This is a genomic window from Campylobacter mucosalis (genome assembly GCF_013372205.1).
Lineage (GTDB): Bacteria > Campylobacterota > Campylobacteria > Campylobacterales > Campylobacteraceae > Campylobacter_A > Campylobacter_A mucosalis.
In genome coordinates, this window is the sequence record NZ_CP053831.1 from 787309 (window position 1) to 803308 (window position 16000).

Below are 16000 nucleotides of genomic sequence, written 5' to 3' on the forward strand. Positions count from 1 at the left end.
TTTAAGTCCAAATTTTCTTGACTTGGCTCAATGCTTAAATTTATTATTTGTAAAAATTAAGCAGTAAATAAGAGAAACGAGTGTTAAAAAATAAAACAGATAGCTAAAAATCGGCATAGACAGCTCGTCCTTGCTCTCTATTTTTTTAATAGAAACGGCGTTAAAAAACTCGTGAAATATAGGGAGACGCCAACCATAGTATTTTATCTGCACTAGTGACTTGCTTTCTGCTAGTGCGGCTGCTTTTGCTTGTAGGTCGGCTGAGTTAAATTTCATATAAAATGGATATCCCCAGCGAGTGTCTTCGTTTCTAAAAGATATGACATCATCTATACTTTGTGGTGTTTTTGTATAGATAAAATACACGTCTCTTACAGCTCCATTTACAACTCGCTCCTTATTTATAAAGCCGTCTTTATCCATACGTTTAACCTCTATGCCAGTTATATTTAGGGCTTTATAGCTTGGCATAGAGAAATTTATAACACATATTGCTACTGCGTGGATTGCTAGTATGATACCAAATATCGTATTTTTAAATATATTTTTCATTCTGCTAGTCCCATAAGTAGCCTTAAAGCCATATTTGCCTGATGATTTGCACATATTCCAACGCGTGGCGCCATTAGTCCTTGATGAAATTTCGCCTCATTTTTCATATCTCCGCAAATATAAACGTTTTTAGCAAATTTTGTGGTTTTAATCAGGTTTGAGCTAAAGTGTCCAGCCATACCAGAGCCACAGATTATTTGCTTATCTTTTAGGCTATTTGCAGCTTGTGTTAAAAACATATGTTTTCCCGCAACATTATCAAACGCCTCACAGATAATACTGCAAGGCGAAAATACGCTAGATACGTTATTAGCATCTATTTTAACATCGTGAGCAATAACCTTGACAAATGGATTTACGTCGGCTATTAGCTCCTTTATGGCTTGTGTCTTTTTAAGACCTATGTGGCGGACGTAGTATTGTTGGCGATTTAGGTTGCTTGGTTCAACTACGTCAAAGTCAGCCACGATAAGCTTTGTCACTCCAGCACGAGCCAGGCTTAGTGCGATATTTGATCCAAGTCCACCAAGTCCAGCCACTCCGATACAAGCATTTTTAAGTGCGTTGTTTAGCTCAGGAGTGTTTCTAGCCTCTATCATTGACCTTAAAATTTCAAGATCTGGCATAACTCCACGTTTTATGATTGTTATCTTATCGCCATTATTTAGCGATACATCATTTGTGGTAGCAAAGCCATTTAGGATAAAAATATCAGCATTTACTAAATCGTGTTTTGTTAAAAAAGCAGAAATTTCACTGCTTTTATCCAAAAACTCAGCCCTTAACTGGGCTGTTGTGGTGGAATTTGTGCTAAAGTGAAATCCATTTATACTAACTTCTATCATTTATACTCTTTTATAAATTTAGCTATTCGCTCTATGCCCTTTTTTATACTTTCTATGTCGGTTGCAAAGCTTAGTCTAAAGTAGCCACTCATACCAAAACCAACGCCAGGTACACAAGCAACTCTTGCCTCTTCTAGCATTTTTTGGCAAAATTTCATATCATCTGGCTCAACATCCTTGCAGTTTATAAATAGATAAAATGCCCCTTTTGGACTGCTTACACTTAAGCCTTCTATCTCGTTTATCATCTTTACGGCGATATCTCGGCGTTTTTTGTATTCGTTTTTCATATACTCTATATCATCGTCACTTTTACCAAGAAGTCCTGCTATGGCTCCAGCTTGAACGATAGAGCTTATGTTGCTAGTACATTGGCTTTGAAGTTTTTTCATAGCGATATTTATCTCATCTATCGCACAAGCTGTATATCCAAATCTCCAGCCAGGCATAGCACCACATTTGCTTAAGCCGTTTATTGTGATTGTGCGTTTAAACATATCTTCGCTTATACTAGCAGGAGAGATAAACTCGCCTTCAAAGATGATTTTTTCATAAATTTCATCACTTGTGACTATGATGTTAGTACCTTTTAAAACCTGTGCTATCTCTTCTAGCTCTTTTTTTGTATATACCGCTCCAGTTGGATTGGTCGGATAGTTTAGTGATAAAATTTTAGTCTTTGGTGTTATTGCTTTTTTAAGTTGCTCTGCACTTATTTTAAACTCTGTGCTGTCATCAGCCTCGATAAAAACAGGCACGCCACCGCAGTATTTTACCATTTCAGGATAGCTTACCCAGTAAGGTGCTGGTATGATAACCTCATCACCCTCATCTATGAGTGCTTGAAACACGTTAAAAAGTGCGTGTTTTCCGCCAACTGTTGTGATGATTTGATTTGTGGTGTATTCTAGGTTGTTATCTCTTTTTAGCTTTGTAGCAATCGCTTTTAAAACATCTTGTGAACCAGGAACTGGCGTGTATTTTCCACAGCCTTTATCTAGTGCTATTTTTACGGCATCTTTTATACTTTGTGGGGTGTCAAAGTCAGGCTCTCCAGCACTAAAGCTTATTATGTCAATACCCTCGGCTTTTAGCTGTTTTGCACGTGAGCTTATGGCGATTGTTAGGGATTCGCTTAGGGTTTGAATACGTTTTGCTATCATAGATAACTCCTTTATAAATTTGTGCTATTGTATATTAAATTTTTAAAAGCAAACGCTTATGTTTTAAATGGTCGTTTGCTTTTTTTGAAATTTGTTTCTCTTGGTATCATTCTATGGTTTTTAGGTAGCTGTTGTCATTTAAGAACAAGTATAGCTCACCAAGCACCTGCTTTTTCTGCGTGTCATTTATCAGGCTTGATTTTTCAAGGCGTTCATTTAGTGTATCTTGTATCTCATAGATGTTATAATCCATATCTTCTAATATATCAAGAATGCTCTGGCTCTCTAGCAAATTTTCTATCTCAAAGCCACTTTGTGTTATTTTTATCGTTGCTTCGGTTGGATGAGTAAAGAGATTGTGTTTCATTCCTAGCACCTCTTGATAGGCTCCAACTAAGAAAAAGCCTAAAAAATAGTCCTCTTTTTCAACATCTACATCGTGTAGCAACAGAGGATTTGTTTCGTCGTTGTAGCCTATCTCTCCGTCACTATCGCAGGTGATGTCCCAAATCGAGGCTGGTAGAGTAGGGCGGATATCAAGGCGGTCAAGTGGCATAATTGGGAAATTTTGACCAAGTCCCCAAAAATCAGGCAAACTTTGAAACAGTGAGAAATTGACAAGGTATCTTTCTTGCACATCTTTTTGGACCTTGCTTAGATCGATGTTGCTTTTGTTGCCGAGTAAAAATACTGCTTTTTTGCTTATTAAATTTACCAAAACTTCTGCATTTGAGCGGTCTTGTAAATCAACATATCCAAGGTCAAATAGCGTCAAAACGCTCTCCATATGATGAACGCTGTCGTGCAGATACTCAAGTGCGTTTGACGGCTTTATGCTGTTGTATAGGTCGTAAAGTTCAGTGATTAACTGTGGATTTTTTTTCTTTAAATTTAGCTTCTCTTCGGTATGCTCTTGGCTAAAAAGCTCAAGTACTGGAGCGACCAAAACAGCGTGAGAGGCAGAGATATATCTGCCGCTTTCGGTAAAAATATCAGGCTCTGGCTCGTTTTTTTGCTCGGCTATGGTTTTAAGCAGGTAAACCACGTCATTTGCGTATTCGTTTAGTGTGTAGTTTCGGCTTGTTGTTTGTTTAAATTGCGAGTACTCAATAGCAAGTCCGCCACCTAAATTTATCGCTTTTAGGTTTTTTGCACCCATTTTTCTTAGCTCTGCGTAGATGTTACCAGCTTCCGTAAGAGCCTTTTTAAGCGGATGAATTTCAGTTATTTGTGAGCCTATATGAAAGTGTATCATTGTAAAATACTCAATCAAATTTGCCTTTTTTAGCATATTTATGGCTTCTATTAGCTCTGTTGACGTTAGTCCAAATTTTGAGTAAATTCCACCGCTTTTTGCCCAAATTCCAGAGCCTGAGCTGTGTAGTCTTATGCGTAGTCCTATGTTTGGTTTTGGTGAAAATCTCTCTTTTGAGATGGCTATAATTGCCTCAAGCTCGTTTAAACCCTCTATTGTAAGAGTGATATTATGCCCCATTTCTGCGGCTATAAAACCTATATTTATCATCTCTTTGTCTTTAAAGCCATTAACGGTTATGGGTGCACCCTCGTTGTTGTAAGCCATAGCTAAAAGCAACTCGGCCTTACTGCCAGCTTCAATGCCGTATTTATAAGGTTTGCCAAGCTCTACTAAATTTTTTACAAAACCTGGATATTGATTTACCTTTAAAGGATATACGGCGTTAAAATTTCCTTTGTAGCCAAACTCCTTTTTTGCCTTTGCAAAACTAGCATACATCTGCTCTACTTGCTTTTGTATAAGGTGTGGAAAGCGAAGTAGTAATGGTCCTCTGTATCCGTCATCTCGTATCTGTTTTACGATATCGATAATGGCAGGTTTGCTAGGTGTGTTTAGGCATAGCTTGCCGTCTTCTATGATAAAATTTGAGTTTCCCCAGATATTTAAGCCATAGTCGTTCATTATAAATGATCCTTTAAATTTTGCATTTTTATCGTTTTCTCATCTTTATTTTCTAAATTTTTATACCAAATTTCGTCGTTTTTAAGTTCGTTTTCGCCGATACATAGTAAAATTTTTGCATTTTTATTATCTGCTGTTTGTAGGTGTTTTGCTAGTTTTTTTGCTTCAAATGAAACTTCAACTTTGTGCGTTTTTCTAAGGTCTGTAGCGATATTAAAAATCCTATCTAGTCCGATCTCATCAAGTGCACAGATATATATCCCATCTCGCTTTTGCTCGTTTGGTTTTGATTTTAAAATCTCCATTATGCGCTCAATCCCCATTGCAAAACCTATGCCGTAACTAGCCTTTCCGCCAAGATACTCAACAAGCTTATCATATCTGCCACCACCAGCTATGGCACTTTGAGAGCCAATCTCGTCGCTTACAAACTCAAATGCCGTTTTGCAATAGTAATCAAGTCCTCTAACAAGCTTTGTATCTACTTCATATTTTACGCCGTTTGTGCTTAGAATTTCACGCAATTTATCAAAATCAGACTTTGCATTTGGGCTTAAATTTTCTATCATAACCGGTGCGTTTTTATAAATTTCTTGACACTTTTCGTTTTTACAATCAAGCACACGAATAGGGTTAATCTCGCGTCTTCGTTTACAATCATCGCAAATTTCATCTTTGTGTTTATCTATAAAACTTAAAAGTTTTTGCCTGTATATAGGCATACTATCGCTATCTCCAAGTGAGTTTAGTTTTAGTGTGTAGCTTATATTTAGGCGGTTAAAAATTTCAGCAACCAAAAGTATTACACTAGCGTCTTCATACACGCTACCCACGCCAAAACTCTCTACTCCAAACTGATGAAACTCACGCAAACGCCCTTTTTGCGGTCTTTCGTAGCGAAACATTGAGCCGTGATAAAAGTAACGATAAATTCCACCAGCCTTATCAAGCTTGTTTTCTATAAAGGCACGAACGACTCCAGCTGTGCCTTCTGGTCGCAAACATACGTCATTTTCGCCCTTGTCGATAAACTGATACATCTCTTTGCCGACTATATCACTACTTTCGCCTACGCTTCTTTTAAATAGCGTTGTTTGCTCTAAATGCGGAGTTTTTATAAGGTTAAATCCATATTTTTTAGCGACATCCTCGCATACGCTAATGATTTTTTCATAAAGCCTTGAGTCCTCGTGTAAAATGTCTTTCATACCGCGAAGTGTTGTTATCATCATCTATCCTTTTATCTAAAGGGCTTGATTTTATCAAAAAAATGTGAAATTTCAGATAAAATATTAAACAATTAAACAAAACTTTAAATTTTATATTAATTTTAAGTAAAAGAGTTATAATAGCACAAATATGAGCTTTTAAGGAGATAACAATGTGTAAAGATTGCGGTTGCTCGGTTTCTGGTTGGCATACTCACGCTGACGGGACTAGTCACTCTCACACTCATTCGCACCCTACGTTAAACGACTCAAAAACGATAGATGTTATAACTAAAATTTTATCGGTAAATGACGAACAAGCGCTTAAAAATAGGGCAGAGCTAGAGAAGCGAAAAATTTTAGGGATAAATTTGATGAGTAGTCCTGGTGCTGGTAAAACTACGCTTTTAGAGGCTACGATAAAGGGCGGTAAGTTTAAAATAGGCGTTGTAGAGGGAGATCTTGAGACAAATGCGGACGCGGACAGGATAGCTAAAGCTGGTGCTCCAGCCTTTCAAATAAGCACTGGTCAGACGTGTCATCTTGATGCTTTTATGGTTAATCACGGAATTTTACATATACCACTTGATACACTTGAGCTACTTTTTGTAGAAAATGTCGGAAATTTGGTATGTCCTGCTAGTTATGATATAGGAACTCACATAAATGTTGTGCTTCTTTCTGTGCCTGAGGGAGATGATAAAGTTGCAAAATATCCTGTGATGTTTAAAAACGCAAATCTTGTTGTGGTTACAAAAGCTACCCTTTTAGAGCATTTTGAGTTTGATATAGACAAGGTAAAGCGTGAAGCTAGAAAACTAAATCCAAATGTCGATGTTATCGTGCTAGATAGTAAAAGTGGAGAGGGGCTAGACGCTTGGTTTTCATTTTTGGAATTTAAAAGAAAGGCTTTGTAAATGTGCCTTTCTATACCTTCAAAAGTGCTTGAGATAGATGAGCAAAATGTCGCGCTTGTAGAAACTCTTGGCGTAAAGCGTAAGGTTAGTCTTGATCTTATAGCTGAGCCGGTAAATGTGGGAGAATACGTGCTTATACACGTTGGCTTTGCAATGGAGAAAATAGATACAAAAATAGCACAAGAGAGCCTTGAGATTTATCGTCAAATGGCAGATAATATGGAAAAGGGCGTCATTAGCGATGATGATGGAGATATGGGATTAAAGGATATGCTAGATGGATCTCATAAATGATTTTCGCGATAAAAGGTTGATTTTAGCCCTTAGTGAGCGTATTAAGAGTATTAGCAAAGAGCCACTTAATATAATGGAAATTTGTGGTGGACACACTCACTCGATAATGAAATTTGGACTTACAAATTTAGTCGGAGAGCATATAAATTTCATACACGGACCAGGGTGTCCAGTTTGTGTTATGCCAAAAAGTAGGATAGATGAGGCTTGTAAGTTAGCTTCACTTGATGGTGTGATATTTTGCACCTTAGCTGATATGCTAAGAGTGCCTGGATCGCACACTAGCCTTTTAAAGCTACGCGCAGAGGGCAGTGATATTAGGGCACTTTACTCGCCACTTGATTGCTTAAAAATAGCCAGTCAAAATCCAGATAAAAAGGTTATATTTTTTGCAATTGGCTTTGAAACCACGACGCCTATGAGTGCTAGTTTGATAGAAAAAGCCTTGCAAATGGGGCTAAAAAATTTGTATTTTCATATAAATCACGTCACTATCCCAGCTGCCATAAGAGCTATAATGGACGATAAAGATGTGAAAATAGGGGCGTTTTTGGCACCATCTCACGTTAGTGTGATTACTGGAAGTGCTGTGTATAACGAACTTGCAAATGAGTTTAAAACCCCAATAGCAGTTAGCGGTTTTGAGCCACTTGATATGATGGCTAGTGTTTTAAATTTAGTCGAGCAACAAAATTTAGGAAGCTATGAAGTTTTTAATGAATACTCAAGGGTTGTTAGCGAACAAGGAAATTTAAAGGCAAAAGAGCTGGTAAATAGATATTTTGATTTATGTGATTTTGAGTGGAGAGGGCTTGGAGAGATAAAATCAAGTGGTATGGGGCTTAAAAAAGAGTTTGACTTTATCAATGCGAGGGTTGCCTTTGACTGTGAGGTCGTAAGCAAAGGCGAAAGCAAAGCCTGTATATGCGGTCAAATTTTAAGAGGTCACGCAAAGCCTTATGACTGCAAGGTTTTCGCAAAGGCTTGTACTCCACAAACTCCAATAGGTTCTTGTATGGTTTCAGGAGAGGGTGCTTGTGCCGCCTACTACAAATATGCAAAAGAGGTAAAATGCGGATAATGTTAAGCCACGGCGGTGGCGGAATAGAGATGAATGATCTTATAAATAAGACGATTTTTAAGGCGCTTGATAATGAAATTTTAAGACAGAGCAATGATAGTGCGATACTTGGCGATTTTAAAAATTTGGCCTTTAGCACGGATAGTTTTGTCGTGACGCCACTTTTTTTTAACGGTGCAGATATCGGTAAAATCGCAGCGTGCGGAACTATAAACGATCTTGCTATGGTTGGAGCTAGTGCAAAATATCTAAGCTGTGCTTTTATCATCGAAGAGGGACTTGAGATAGATGAGTTTGAGCGTATCTTAAACTCAATGGCTAAGGTGTGCAAAGAAGCCGATGTAAAGATAGTTTGTGGCGATACAAAGGTTGTCCCAAAGGGAAAATGCGATAAAATTTTCATAAACACCTCTGGTGTTGGTGAAATTTTAGCACCAAATATTTGCACAGATAGTTTAAAAGTTGGAGCTAAAATTTTACTCTCAGCAGATATTGGCAGACACGGAGCAGTCGTTCTTGCAAATAGAGAAGAGTTTGAGTTTTTTGGTGAGCTTAAGAGCGATTGCAAGAGCTTAAAAGGCGTGGTTAGTGAGCTTTTAGGTAGTGGGGTTACTCCACTTTGTATGCGTGATGCGACTAGGGGTGGACTAAGTGCGGTTTTAAATGAGTGGGCTAGTTACTCAAAGAGTGAAATTTTGGTCTTTGAAGAGAGTATAAAAGTAAGCGATGAGGTTACTGGAATTTGCGAACTTCTTGGATTTGAGCCTTATGAACTTGCTAATGAAGGCACGTTTGTTCTTGCAGTTAAGCCAGATGATGAGAAAAAGGCGCTTGATATTTTGTCTAAATTTGATAAAAATGCAAGTGTAATTGGCGAGATTGTAAGCGATAAAAACTCACGTGTTATCTTGCAAAACGCTTATGGTTCTCGCAGATTTTTAGAGCCTCCTAAGGGCGAGTTGCTTCCTAGGATTTGCTAATGCACGAACTAAGTATAGCACAAAATTTACTTTTGTTGTGCGAACAAAATGCACAAAAGCAAAACGCCAGTAAGATAACTAAAATTTTTATAAAAATAGGCAGACTTAGCGGTGTTGAACCACACTATTTACAGAGTGCGTTTAGCGTTGTTAAGGCGCAAAGCGTGTGTGATGAGGCAGAGCTTATCGTGCATATCCAAGATGTCGTGATAAAATGCAAAAAGTGCCTTGAGCAAAGCACACTAAGCGTAAATGAATTTATCTGCCCAAAGTGCGGTAGTAACGAGCTTGAGATAGTTGATGGAGAGGATATGTATCTGATGAGACTTGAGCTTGAGAGCTAGTTACTCATCTATTTTATCGCTTAGTAAAACTGCTATAAATTTTGTGTTTTGATTTGCCAAAAGGGCAATTTTAATGCTCATAGTAAGCGGAACTGCTAAAAACATACCGCCAACGCCAAGTAAAAATCCCCAAAATAGTAGACTTAACAGCACAACAAGGACGCTAAGCCCAAGACCTTTGCTTAGGAATTTTGGCTCTATAAAATTTCCTATGCTTATATTTACCGCAAGATATAGTGCTAAAACCCAAACAGTTATCATAAAGTCATTTAGTGCCAAAGATACTAGCAGTGCTGGTATGGCGGCTATTATTGAGCCTATGGTTGGGATAAAATTTAGCACAAATGCCAAAATCCCCCAAAGTGGGGCGTATTTGACACCTAAAATGCTAAGTCCTATAAATATAAATACTCCAGTTGCAAGTGACGCTAAGGTTTTTATAACTAAATAGCTCTTTAGGTTTGATATGAAGCTTTTTATGAGTGGTTCGGTTTTTGGATTTGTGGCTGCAAAATATTTGATTTTTTCTGTGAAAATTTGCGTCCCAAATAGCATAAAAGTTACTAATAAAAACACAAAAAAGCTTTTTGATACAATCACTCCTCCATTTTTTAAAAACTCAACACTGGCTGATAAAATTTTGTTTGGCTCTAACTCGCTTGGTATGCTTATATTTTCTATGCCATACTCGCTAAGTTTGCCTAAAATTTGCATACTTAACGCATTTAGTTTACTAGATAGCTCTGGCATATAAGATAACAGTCCATTTAATGTATTTAGCGTTGTGTTTATCACAAAACCAAGCAGGAAAAATATAACCGCAATGACTATGCTAAAGGCTAAAATTCTAGGGAGTTTTAGTTTGTTTTGTAGTTGATTTATAAATGGGTTTATGACTATGGCTATAAAAAGTGCCATTAAAAACGGCATAATCACACTATTTGCAAGTTTTACACCGCCACAAACTACTATGAAACTAGCTAGATAGACTATCCAAAGATTGTTTTTCAAATTTCTTCCTTACTCAAATATCAAAAATGGCACCTCAAGCACATTGCGAATCATCTTAAATGGCGCTAGTAGCGTATCTTTTAGCACTTGTGAGCTATATTTTGGCTTATCTGTTGTGCCTCTTAGTTTTATTAGCGTTGATAGTTTTCGCTCTTTGCCTAGTAAAATTTGATTTATGATTGGTATTTTGTCTATTATAAAACTTGCGTCTTTTAAAATTTCTATTTGAAGATCAATATTTATATTTTTATCTTTTAGATTTATCTCTCCTGCGCCGATTATATCGGCACTGCTACCTTTTATGTCAATTGCTAAGAAATTTAAAATATCCCCATTTTTTTCAAACATAACCTTTCCGCTTTTTGCTGAAAATCCTTTTTGGTTAAAGTCTGGAGTTTTAAAGCTAATAAGCGATGGTATCGAGTTTAAAAAAGTAAGAAGCTGCTGGTAAAAAACATAGTCCTTAAAGTATGTATCGTAAAATCTAACCTCACCTTTGTAAAATTTGCTATTTCCAACGACTTTTAGTTTAAATTTCCCACCCTCAAAGCTATTTATCTTAAAGAGCTCATTTACAAATTTTCCGTCTATATCTCGGGCTTCTAGCGTTGTTGTGTCGTTTATTTTATTTAAATTTATCCGTCCGCCGTAAGCATTTGAGCCAAGCTTTAAAAAATCCTTTTTTGCTGTTAGCTGATACTCTTTAAGCTCTAGTGTTCTGTTTAAATCATTTAGTATAATGTTTGAGTTTTTTGCTTGTAAAATTAGACTGATATCATCAAGAGAGCTTGTAAAGCTTGAGTTTTCATCGGTCTTTGCAAATAGATCTACTCCGTCTATTTTAATACCAACATCTTTGCTGTTTTTTACCTCAAAGCTTAAATGACCGCTTGAAGTTTCGCCTTTGATATCCTGTTTATTTATTAAAATTTTAAAGTCATCATTTTCGTATTTGCTAAGATCTTTTTTATAAAATGGCAGGTCAAATTTCACACCCAAAGCATCTACGTCAAAATGCGTAAAATTTTCTGTATTTATATCTATGGTTTTAAACGCACTTATGCCGATTTTTTCTAGGAGTTTTGAGTGTTTTATTATGTTTTGCGAGTTTGATAGTTTTATGCTATTTTTGTGTGTGGAAAATTTTAATTTAGTATCTAAATTTTCTAATGCAAGTATCGTATCGTCGCCACTAAAATCAAGCGTGGCTTTTAAATTTTGATCTTTTAAACTAAGCAAGTCATCTATCTTTAACCACTCGACTTTAGCGTCTATTTTACCCTTGCTAGTGTTTAAATCAAGTTTTGCTACTCCACTTGCATTAAAAATATCCATACTTAAATTTTTTGCGTCAATATACAAATTTGTCGTATCTTTTAGCACGACATCTGCTTTTTTTACCTTAAATGGCGCATTTTGTATTAAAATTTCTGAGTTATTAAGCTTAAACTCACCATTTGCTGTTACATCTAATGTGTCAAAACTGACGTTTAGGTCTAAATTTGTATCCGTTTTGCCACTTTTTTGAATGATTGGTATTTTTAGATCATAGACCTTTAAAATATCGTGTATATGGCTATCTAGCGATGAACTGGTTTTTATGTTTATAAAAATTCCAGCCCTTTTTTCATCAAAAATATCATATATGTAAAGGCTTGATCCATCTAGTTTTTTACCCTGATAGCTTGGCTCGTTTAGACTAAAGCTTAACTTTGAGCCACTAAGCGTGATATTTGCGTCTTTTACACTTATTGGACTTACACTTTTATCTAGACTGATCTTTAAATTTCTAGCCGTTGCCTTTGCGTTTAACTCATCTAAAAAAGCGTCGTTTTTTGCTAGATTAATTTTGCCATTTAACTCGCTTATACTATACTCACTAGCTACTATGTAGCCGTATATCCAGCTTTTAACCTCTTTATTAAGATCTGTTTTTTTAGCAAGTTCGTTCATAAAATTTTTAAGCGAAGTAGCATTTGCGTCATAAATTTTATATCTTAACTCATCTTTTAACATATCAAAATTTATATTTCCGCTTATCTCGTGAGTTTTAAACGCCCCTTTAAATTCATATTTTCTGTTTTTAAAATCCGCGTTTGCACTGCCATTTACGCTTAGGTTAAAATCTTTAAAATTTAAGTTTGAAACATCGATATTGTCGCTATTTTTATCAATTTTTAAATCTACGCCAAGATATGGGCTATCTACAAAAAACCTGCCATTTTGATATAAAATTTTAAGATTTACACCGCTTATAAAAATATCCTTTAGCCAAATCTCTTCAAAAATTCTATCTATCCAAATAGCACTCTTTGAAAGTTTGTAAAAATCTGCTGATGAGCTATGTTCGTTTGAAAATTTTAAATTTGGTAGAGTTATGTTATCAGCTAGAAAAATTATTTTTTTATTTAGTTTAATGTATAATTTCTCAAGTTTTATACCAGCAAACTCGAAATTATCGATTTTGATACCATATTTTAGGATTAGTATGACAGAAAGAGTTAAGATGATAAAAAATTTTATAAAATATCCAGCAATTCTTGTGATTTTTGATATTTTTATCATTTTTTTTGTAAGTATCCTTTTTTATCTTTCTTGCCCAGTTAGCACGTCAAAAGTGGTTTTTATGCCAAAGGGAAGTGTTGGCGAGATTATATCTTATTTAGTTGATAAAAATTTTAAGATTAGTGTGCTTGATAAGTATCTTTTGCACTTTATGGGAAAACCGCAATCTGGCTGGATAAATATGGGTAAAACCACTCTTACTAGGGGCGAGTTTTTAGAGCGTCTTACAAAGGCAAAGGCTGCGATGACTGATATAACCCTAATCCCTGGCGAAACGACGATTGTATTTTTAAATGAAGTTGCTAAAAAGTTAAATTTAAATCCAGTTAAATTAAATGAGGAATACGCCAAAATAGCACCTTTGCCAGACGGATTTTTAGTGCCAAATACATACAAAATTCCACTTGGTATTAGTGAGCGACACTTGATTTACTATCTCATAAACTCGTCAAAAAAGGCACAACAGGATCTGTCTGTTAAAATTTTTGGCGAATACAATGAAAAAAAATGGTTTAAAATACTCTCAATCGCCGCGGTAATTCAAAAAGAAGCCGCAAATAACGATGAAATGCCAATCGTTTCATCTGTGATTTACAACAGACTAAAAAAGGGTATGCGTTTGCAAATGGACGGCACTTTAAACTACGGCATATACTCGCACGATGTGATTACTTCTGAACGCATTAAAACCGATATGAGCGAGTTTAATACCTATCTAAACGACGGAGTTCCACCAACTCCTGTTTGTTCCGTTTCAATAAGTGCCATAAAAGCAGCCATAGCACCCGCAAATACGGAATTTTTATACTTTGTGCTTGATAAAAAGAGCAAAAAACATAGATTTTCAAAGACGATAAGTGAGCATAATCAAAATATAAATTCTCAAAAATAGGGCATTTTTAAAAGCTTTTAATTTAAAAAATGATAAATTTGTCTAAATTTAGTAAGGAAAGCCAATGAGCCAAATCATCTGGACAAAAACCGATGAAGCACCATTTGTGTCTTCTGTTTCATTTTTGCCTATCTTAAAGTGCTTTTTAAGCAGAGCTGGTATAAATCTAAAAGAGATTGACATAAGTCTTGCCAGTAGGGTTTTAGCACAATTTAATAAGTGCGAAGACGGACTTTTAGAACTTTCAAAAATCGTAAAACAGAGCGACGCAAATATTATAAAACTCCCAAACATTTCAGCCTCACTTCCCCAGCTAAATTCGCTAATAGATGAGCTAAATTCTTTAGGATATGACTTGCCAAAGTATGTTGATGAGCCACAAAACGAAGAGGAGAGGGCAAATAAACAAAAATACCAAAAAGTCCTAGGAAGTGCGGTAAATCCGGTTTTAAGAGAGGGTAACTCAGATAGAAGAAGTGTAAAGGCGGTAAAGGATTACGCAAGGCAAAATCCGCACTATATGGGCGAGTGGGACGAGAAAAATAGATGCGAAGTAGCATATATGAATGGTGGCGATTTTTACGCAAATGAGCATTCAAATGTCATAAAAAAAGATGGAATTTTAAGAATAGAATTTATACACAAAGACGGCAAAAAAGAGATTTTAAAAGATGATATAGCTGTTAAAACGGGCGATATTATCGACGCTAGTTATATGAGTATTGATAGTCTTGATGAATTTTTTCATAAACAGATTGATGATGCAAAGAGTAAAGACCTGCTTTTTAGTTTGCATTTAAAAGCTACTATGATGAAAGTAAGCGATCCTGTGATATTTGGTAGGGCTTTAAGGGTATTTTTTAAAGATGTTTTTGGTGAGTTTGAAGCTGATTTAAAGAGTGCTGGAGTAAACGCCAATAGTGGTCTAAAAGAGCTTTTTGCAAAGATTGAAAATCTGCCAAATAAAGATAAAATTCTAGCCAAATTTCAAGAAGTTTATACCAGTCGTCCAGATGTGGCTATGGTTGATTTAAAGCAAGGCGTGGATAATTTTGGCGTTCCAAACGATGTCATAATTGACGCTTCTGTTCCTGCACTATTAAGAAATTCTGGCAAGATGAGCGATAAAAATGGAGCCTTGCGTGAATGTAAAATCATAATACCAGATAGCACGTATGCTAGGGTTTATGAAGCAGTAGTTGAGGATTTTAAGGCAAATAAAAAGCTTGATGTAGCAACACTAGGAAGCGTAAGTAATATCGGCTTAATGGCAAAAAAAGCCCAGGAGTATGGAAGTAGCGATAAGACATTTATAGCGGGAGCTGATGGCGAGTTTGTGATATCTGGAAGTGAGGAAATTTTTAGATTTAGCGTTAAAAAGGGTGATATTTTTAGGGCGATGACAACAAGCATTGAAGCGATACAAAGCTGGATTTTACTCGCTATTAAACGTGCTAAAGATAGTGGTGAACCTTTGATATTTTGGCTAGATAAGGATAGAGAACACGATAATAACCTAATAAAAATCATACAAAATTTTAACGATTTAAACGACGTTTGCTATGAAATTTTAAACTACCAAGACGCTTGCAAAAAAAGCCTTCAGATGATAAGAGAGGGCAAAAATGTCATTAGTGTTACTGGTAATGTCTTGCGTGATTATTTAACGGATTTGTTTCCTATTTTAGAGCTTGGTACCAGCTCAAAAATGCTATCTATCGTGCCACTACTTTGTGGTGGAGCTATTTTTGAAACGGGAGCTGGTGGGACTGCACCTAGACTTGCTATGGGGCTTAGAGATGAAAATCATCTTGGTTGGGATAGTCTTGGCGAGTTTTTGGCTTTAATTGCTTCGCTTGAATTTGAAGGTAGTAAAAATGCTAAAATTTTAAGCAAAGCACTAGATAATGCCGTCGCTAGATACCTAAAGGACGATAGATCTCCAAAAATGCAAGTAGGAGAGGCGGATACTAGACTTAGTCATTATTATATAGCACTTTACTGGGCTAGTGAGCTAAAAGATAGCGGCATAGATGGTTTTAATGAGCTTTATAAAAAACTGCTAGAGAATGAAGAGATTATAAAGGCGGAATTATCACAAAATAAAGGTAAACAAGCAGATCTTGGCGGTTGGTATTATTTAAACGAAAATACCATAAATTCGCTAATGAGACCGAGTAAAACACTAAATCAAATAATAGGATAGAGT

At 36.0% G+C, this 16000-nt stretch carries 14 protein-coding genes; 7 read left to right on the top strand and 7 right to left on the bottom strand.

Annotation, left to right across the window (positions count from 1 at the left end):
* Positions 1-27 precede the first annotated feature (27 nt).
* The 5 genes from CMCT_RS04175 to hisS form a co-directional block, all read right to left on the bottom strand.
* A complete protein-coding gene (locus tag CMCT_RS04175) occupies positions 28-552 on the bottom strand; it encodes a DUF1523 family protein (protein WP_034967226.1) in 525 nt (174 codons plus the stop codon).
* Positions 549-1397, bottom strand: coding sequence for a sulfur carrier protein ThiS adenylyltransferase ThiF (gene thiF, locus CMCT_RS04180; protein ID WP_034967224.1), 849 nt, complete (start codon positions 1395-1397; stop codon positions 549-551). Before thiF ends, CMCT_RS04175 begins: the two co-directional genes overlap by 4 nt.
* A complete protein-coding gene (locus CMCT_RS04185) occupies positions 1394-2560 on the bottom strand; it encodes a pyridoxal phosphate-dependent aminotransferase (protein ID WP_176325030.1) in 1167 nt (388 codons plus the stop codon). The genes thiF and CMCT_RS04185 overlap by 4 nt, the downstream gene beginning before the upstream one ends.
* 106 nt (positions 2561-2666) lie before the next feature.
* Positions 2667-4499, bottom strand: coding sequence for a biosynthetic arginine decarboxylase (gene speA / locus CMCT_RS04190; protein WP_034967222.1), 1833 nt, complete (start codon positions 4497-4499; stop codon positions 2667-2669).
* Positions 4499-5728 (bottom strand): histidine--tRNA ligase, encoded by a 1230-nt coding sequence (hisS, locus tag CMCT_RS04195; RefSeq protein ID WP_034967221.1) that lies wholly within the window; start codon positions 5726-5728, stop codon positions 4499-4501. Before hisS ends, speA begins: the two co-directional genes overlap by 1 nt.
* A 152-nt stretch (positions 5729-5880) precedes the next feature.
* Here hisS and hypB point away from each other — a divergent pair, with 152 nt between their 5' ends.
* Genes hypB through hypA form a run of 5 tightly spaced genes read left to right on the top strand, consistent with a single transcriptional unit; the run spans position 5881 to position 9323 of the window.
* Positions 5881-6624: a hydrogenase nickel incorporation protein HypB gene (hypB, locus tag CMCT_RS04200; RefSeq protein WP_034967219.1), complete on the top strand. Its 744-nt coding sequence runs from the start codon at positions 5881-5883 to the stop codon at positions 6622-6624.
* A complete protein-coding gene (locus CMCT_RS04205) occupies positions 6625-6918 on the top strand; it encodes a HypC/HybG/HupF family hydrogenase formation chaperone (protein WP_034967216.1) in 294 nt (97 codons plus the stop codon).
* Positions 6902-7999: a hydrogenase formation protein HypD gene (gene hypD, locus CMCT_RS04210; protein WP_034967215.1), complete on the top strand. Its 1098-nt coding sequence runs from the start codon at positions 6902-6904 to the stop codon at positions 7997-7999. The genes CMCT_RS04205 and hypD overlap by 17 nt, the downstream gene beginning before the upstream one ends.
* Positions 7990-8979, top strand: coding sequence for a hydrogenase expression/formation protein HypE (gene hypE / locus CMCT_RS04215; RefSeq protein ID WP_034967212.1), 990 nt, complete (start codon positions 7990-7992; stop codon positions 8977-8979). Before hypD ends, hypE begins: the two co-directional genes overlap by 10 nt.
* Positions 8979-9323, top strand: a complete 345-nt coding sequence (hypA, locus tag CMCT_RS04220; RefSeq protein ID WP_034967211.1) for a hydrogenase maturation nickel metallochaperone HypA — start codon at positions 8979-8981, stop codon at positions 9321-9323. Before hypE ends, hypA begins: the two co-directional genes overlap by 1 nt.
* On the opposite strand, the gene CMCT_RS04225 is transcribed toward hypA, so the two are convergent.
* Both CMCT_RS04225 and CMCT_RS04230 read right to left on the bottom strand, forming a co-directional pair.
* Positions 9324-10334: an AI-2E family transporter gene (locus CMCT_RS04225; RefSeq protein ID WP_034967208.1), complete on the bottom strand. Its 1011-nt coding sequence runs from the start codon at positions 10332-10334 to the stop codon at positions 9324-9326.
* A 9-nt stretch (positions 10335-10343) separates the two neighbouring features.
* The gene (locus CMCT_RS04230; RefSeq protein WP_051654821.1) at positions 10344-12899 is read right to left on the bottom strand and encodes a YhdP family protein; all 2556 of its coding nucleotides are present in this window, start codon (positions 12897-12899) and stop codon (positions 10344-10346) included.
* Here CMCT_RS04230 and mltG point away from each other — a divergent pair.
* Both mltG and CMCT_RS04240 read left to right on the top strand, forming a co-directional pair.
* Positions 12841-13791: an endolytic transglycosylase MltG gene (gene mltG / locus CMCT_RS04235; protein WP_176325132.1), complete on the top strand. Its 951-nt coding sequence runs from the start codon at positions 12841-12843 to the stop codon at positions 13789-13791. The genes CMCT_RS04230 and mltG overlap by 59 nt on opposite strands.
* Positions 13792-13855: 64 nt before the next feature.
* Positions 13856-15997, top strand: coding sequence for an NADP-dependent isocitrate dehydrogenase (locus CMCT_RS04240; protein ID WP_034967206.1), 2142 nt, complete (start codon positions 13856-13858; stop codon positions 15995-15997).
* The last annotated feature ends 3 nt before the right edge of the window (positions 15998-16000 follow it).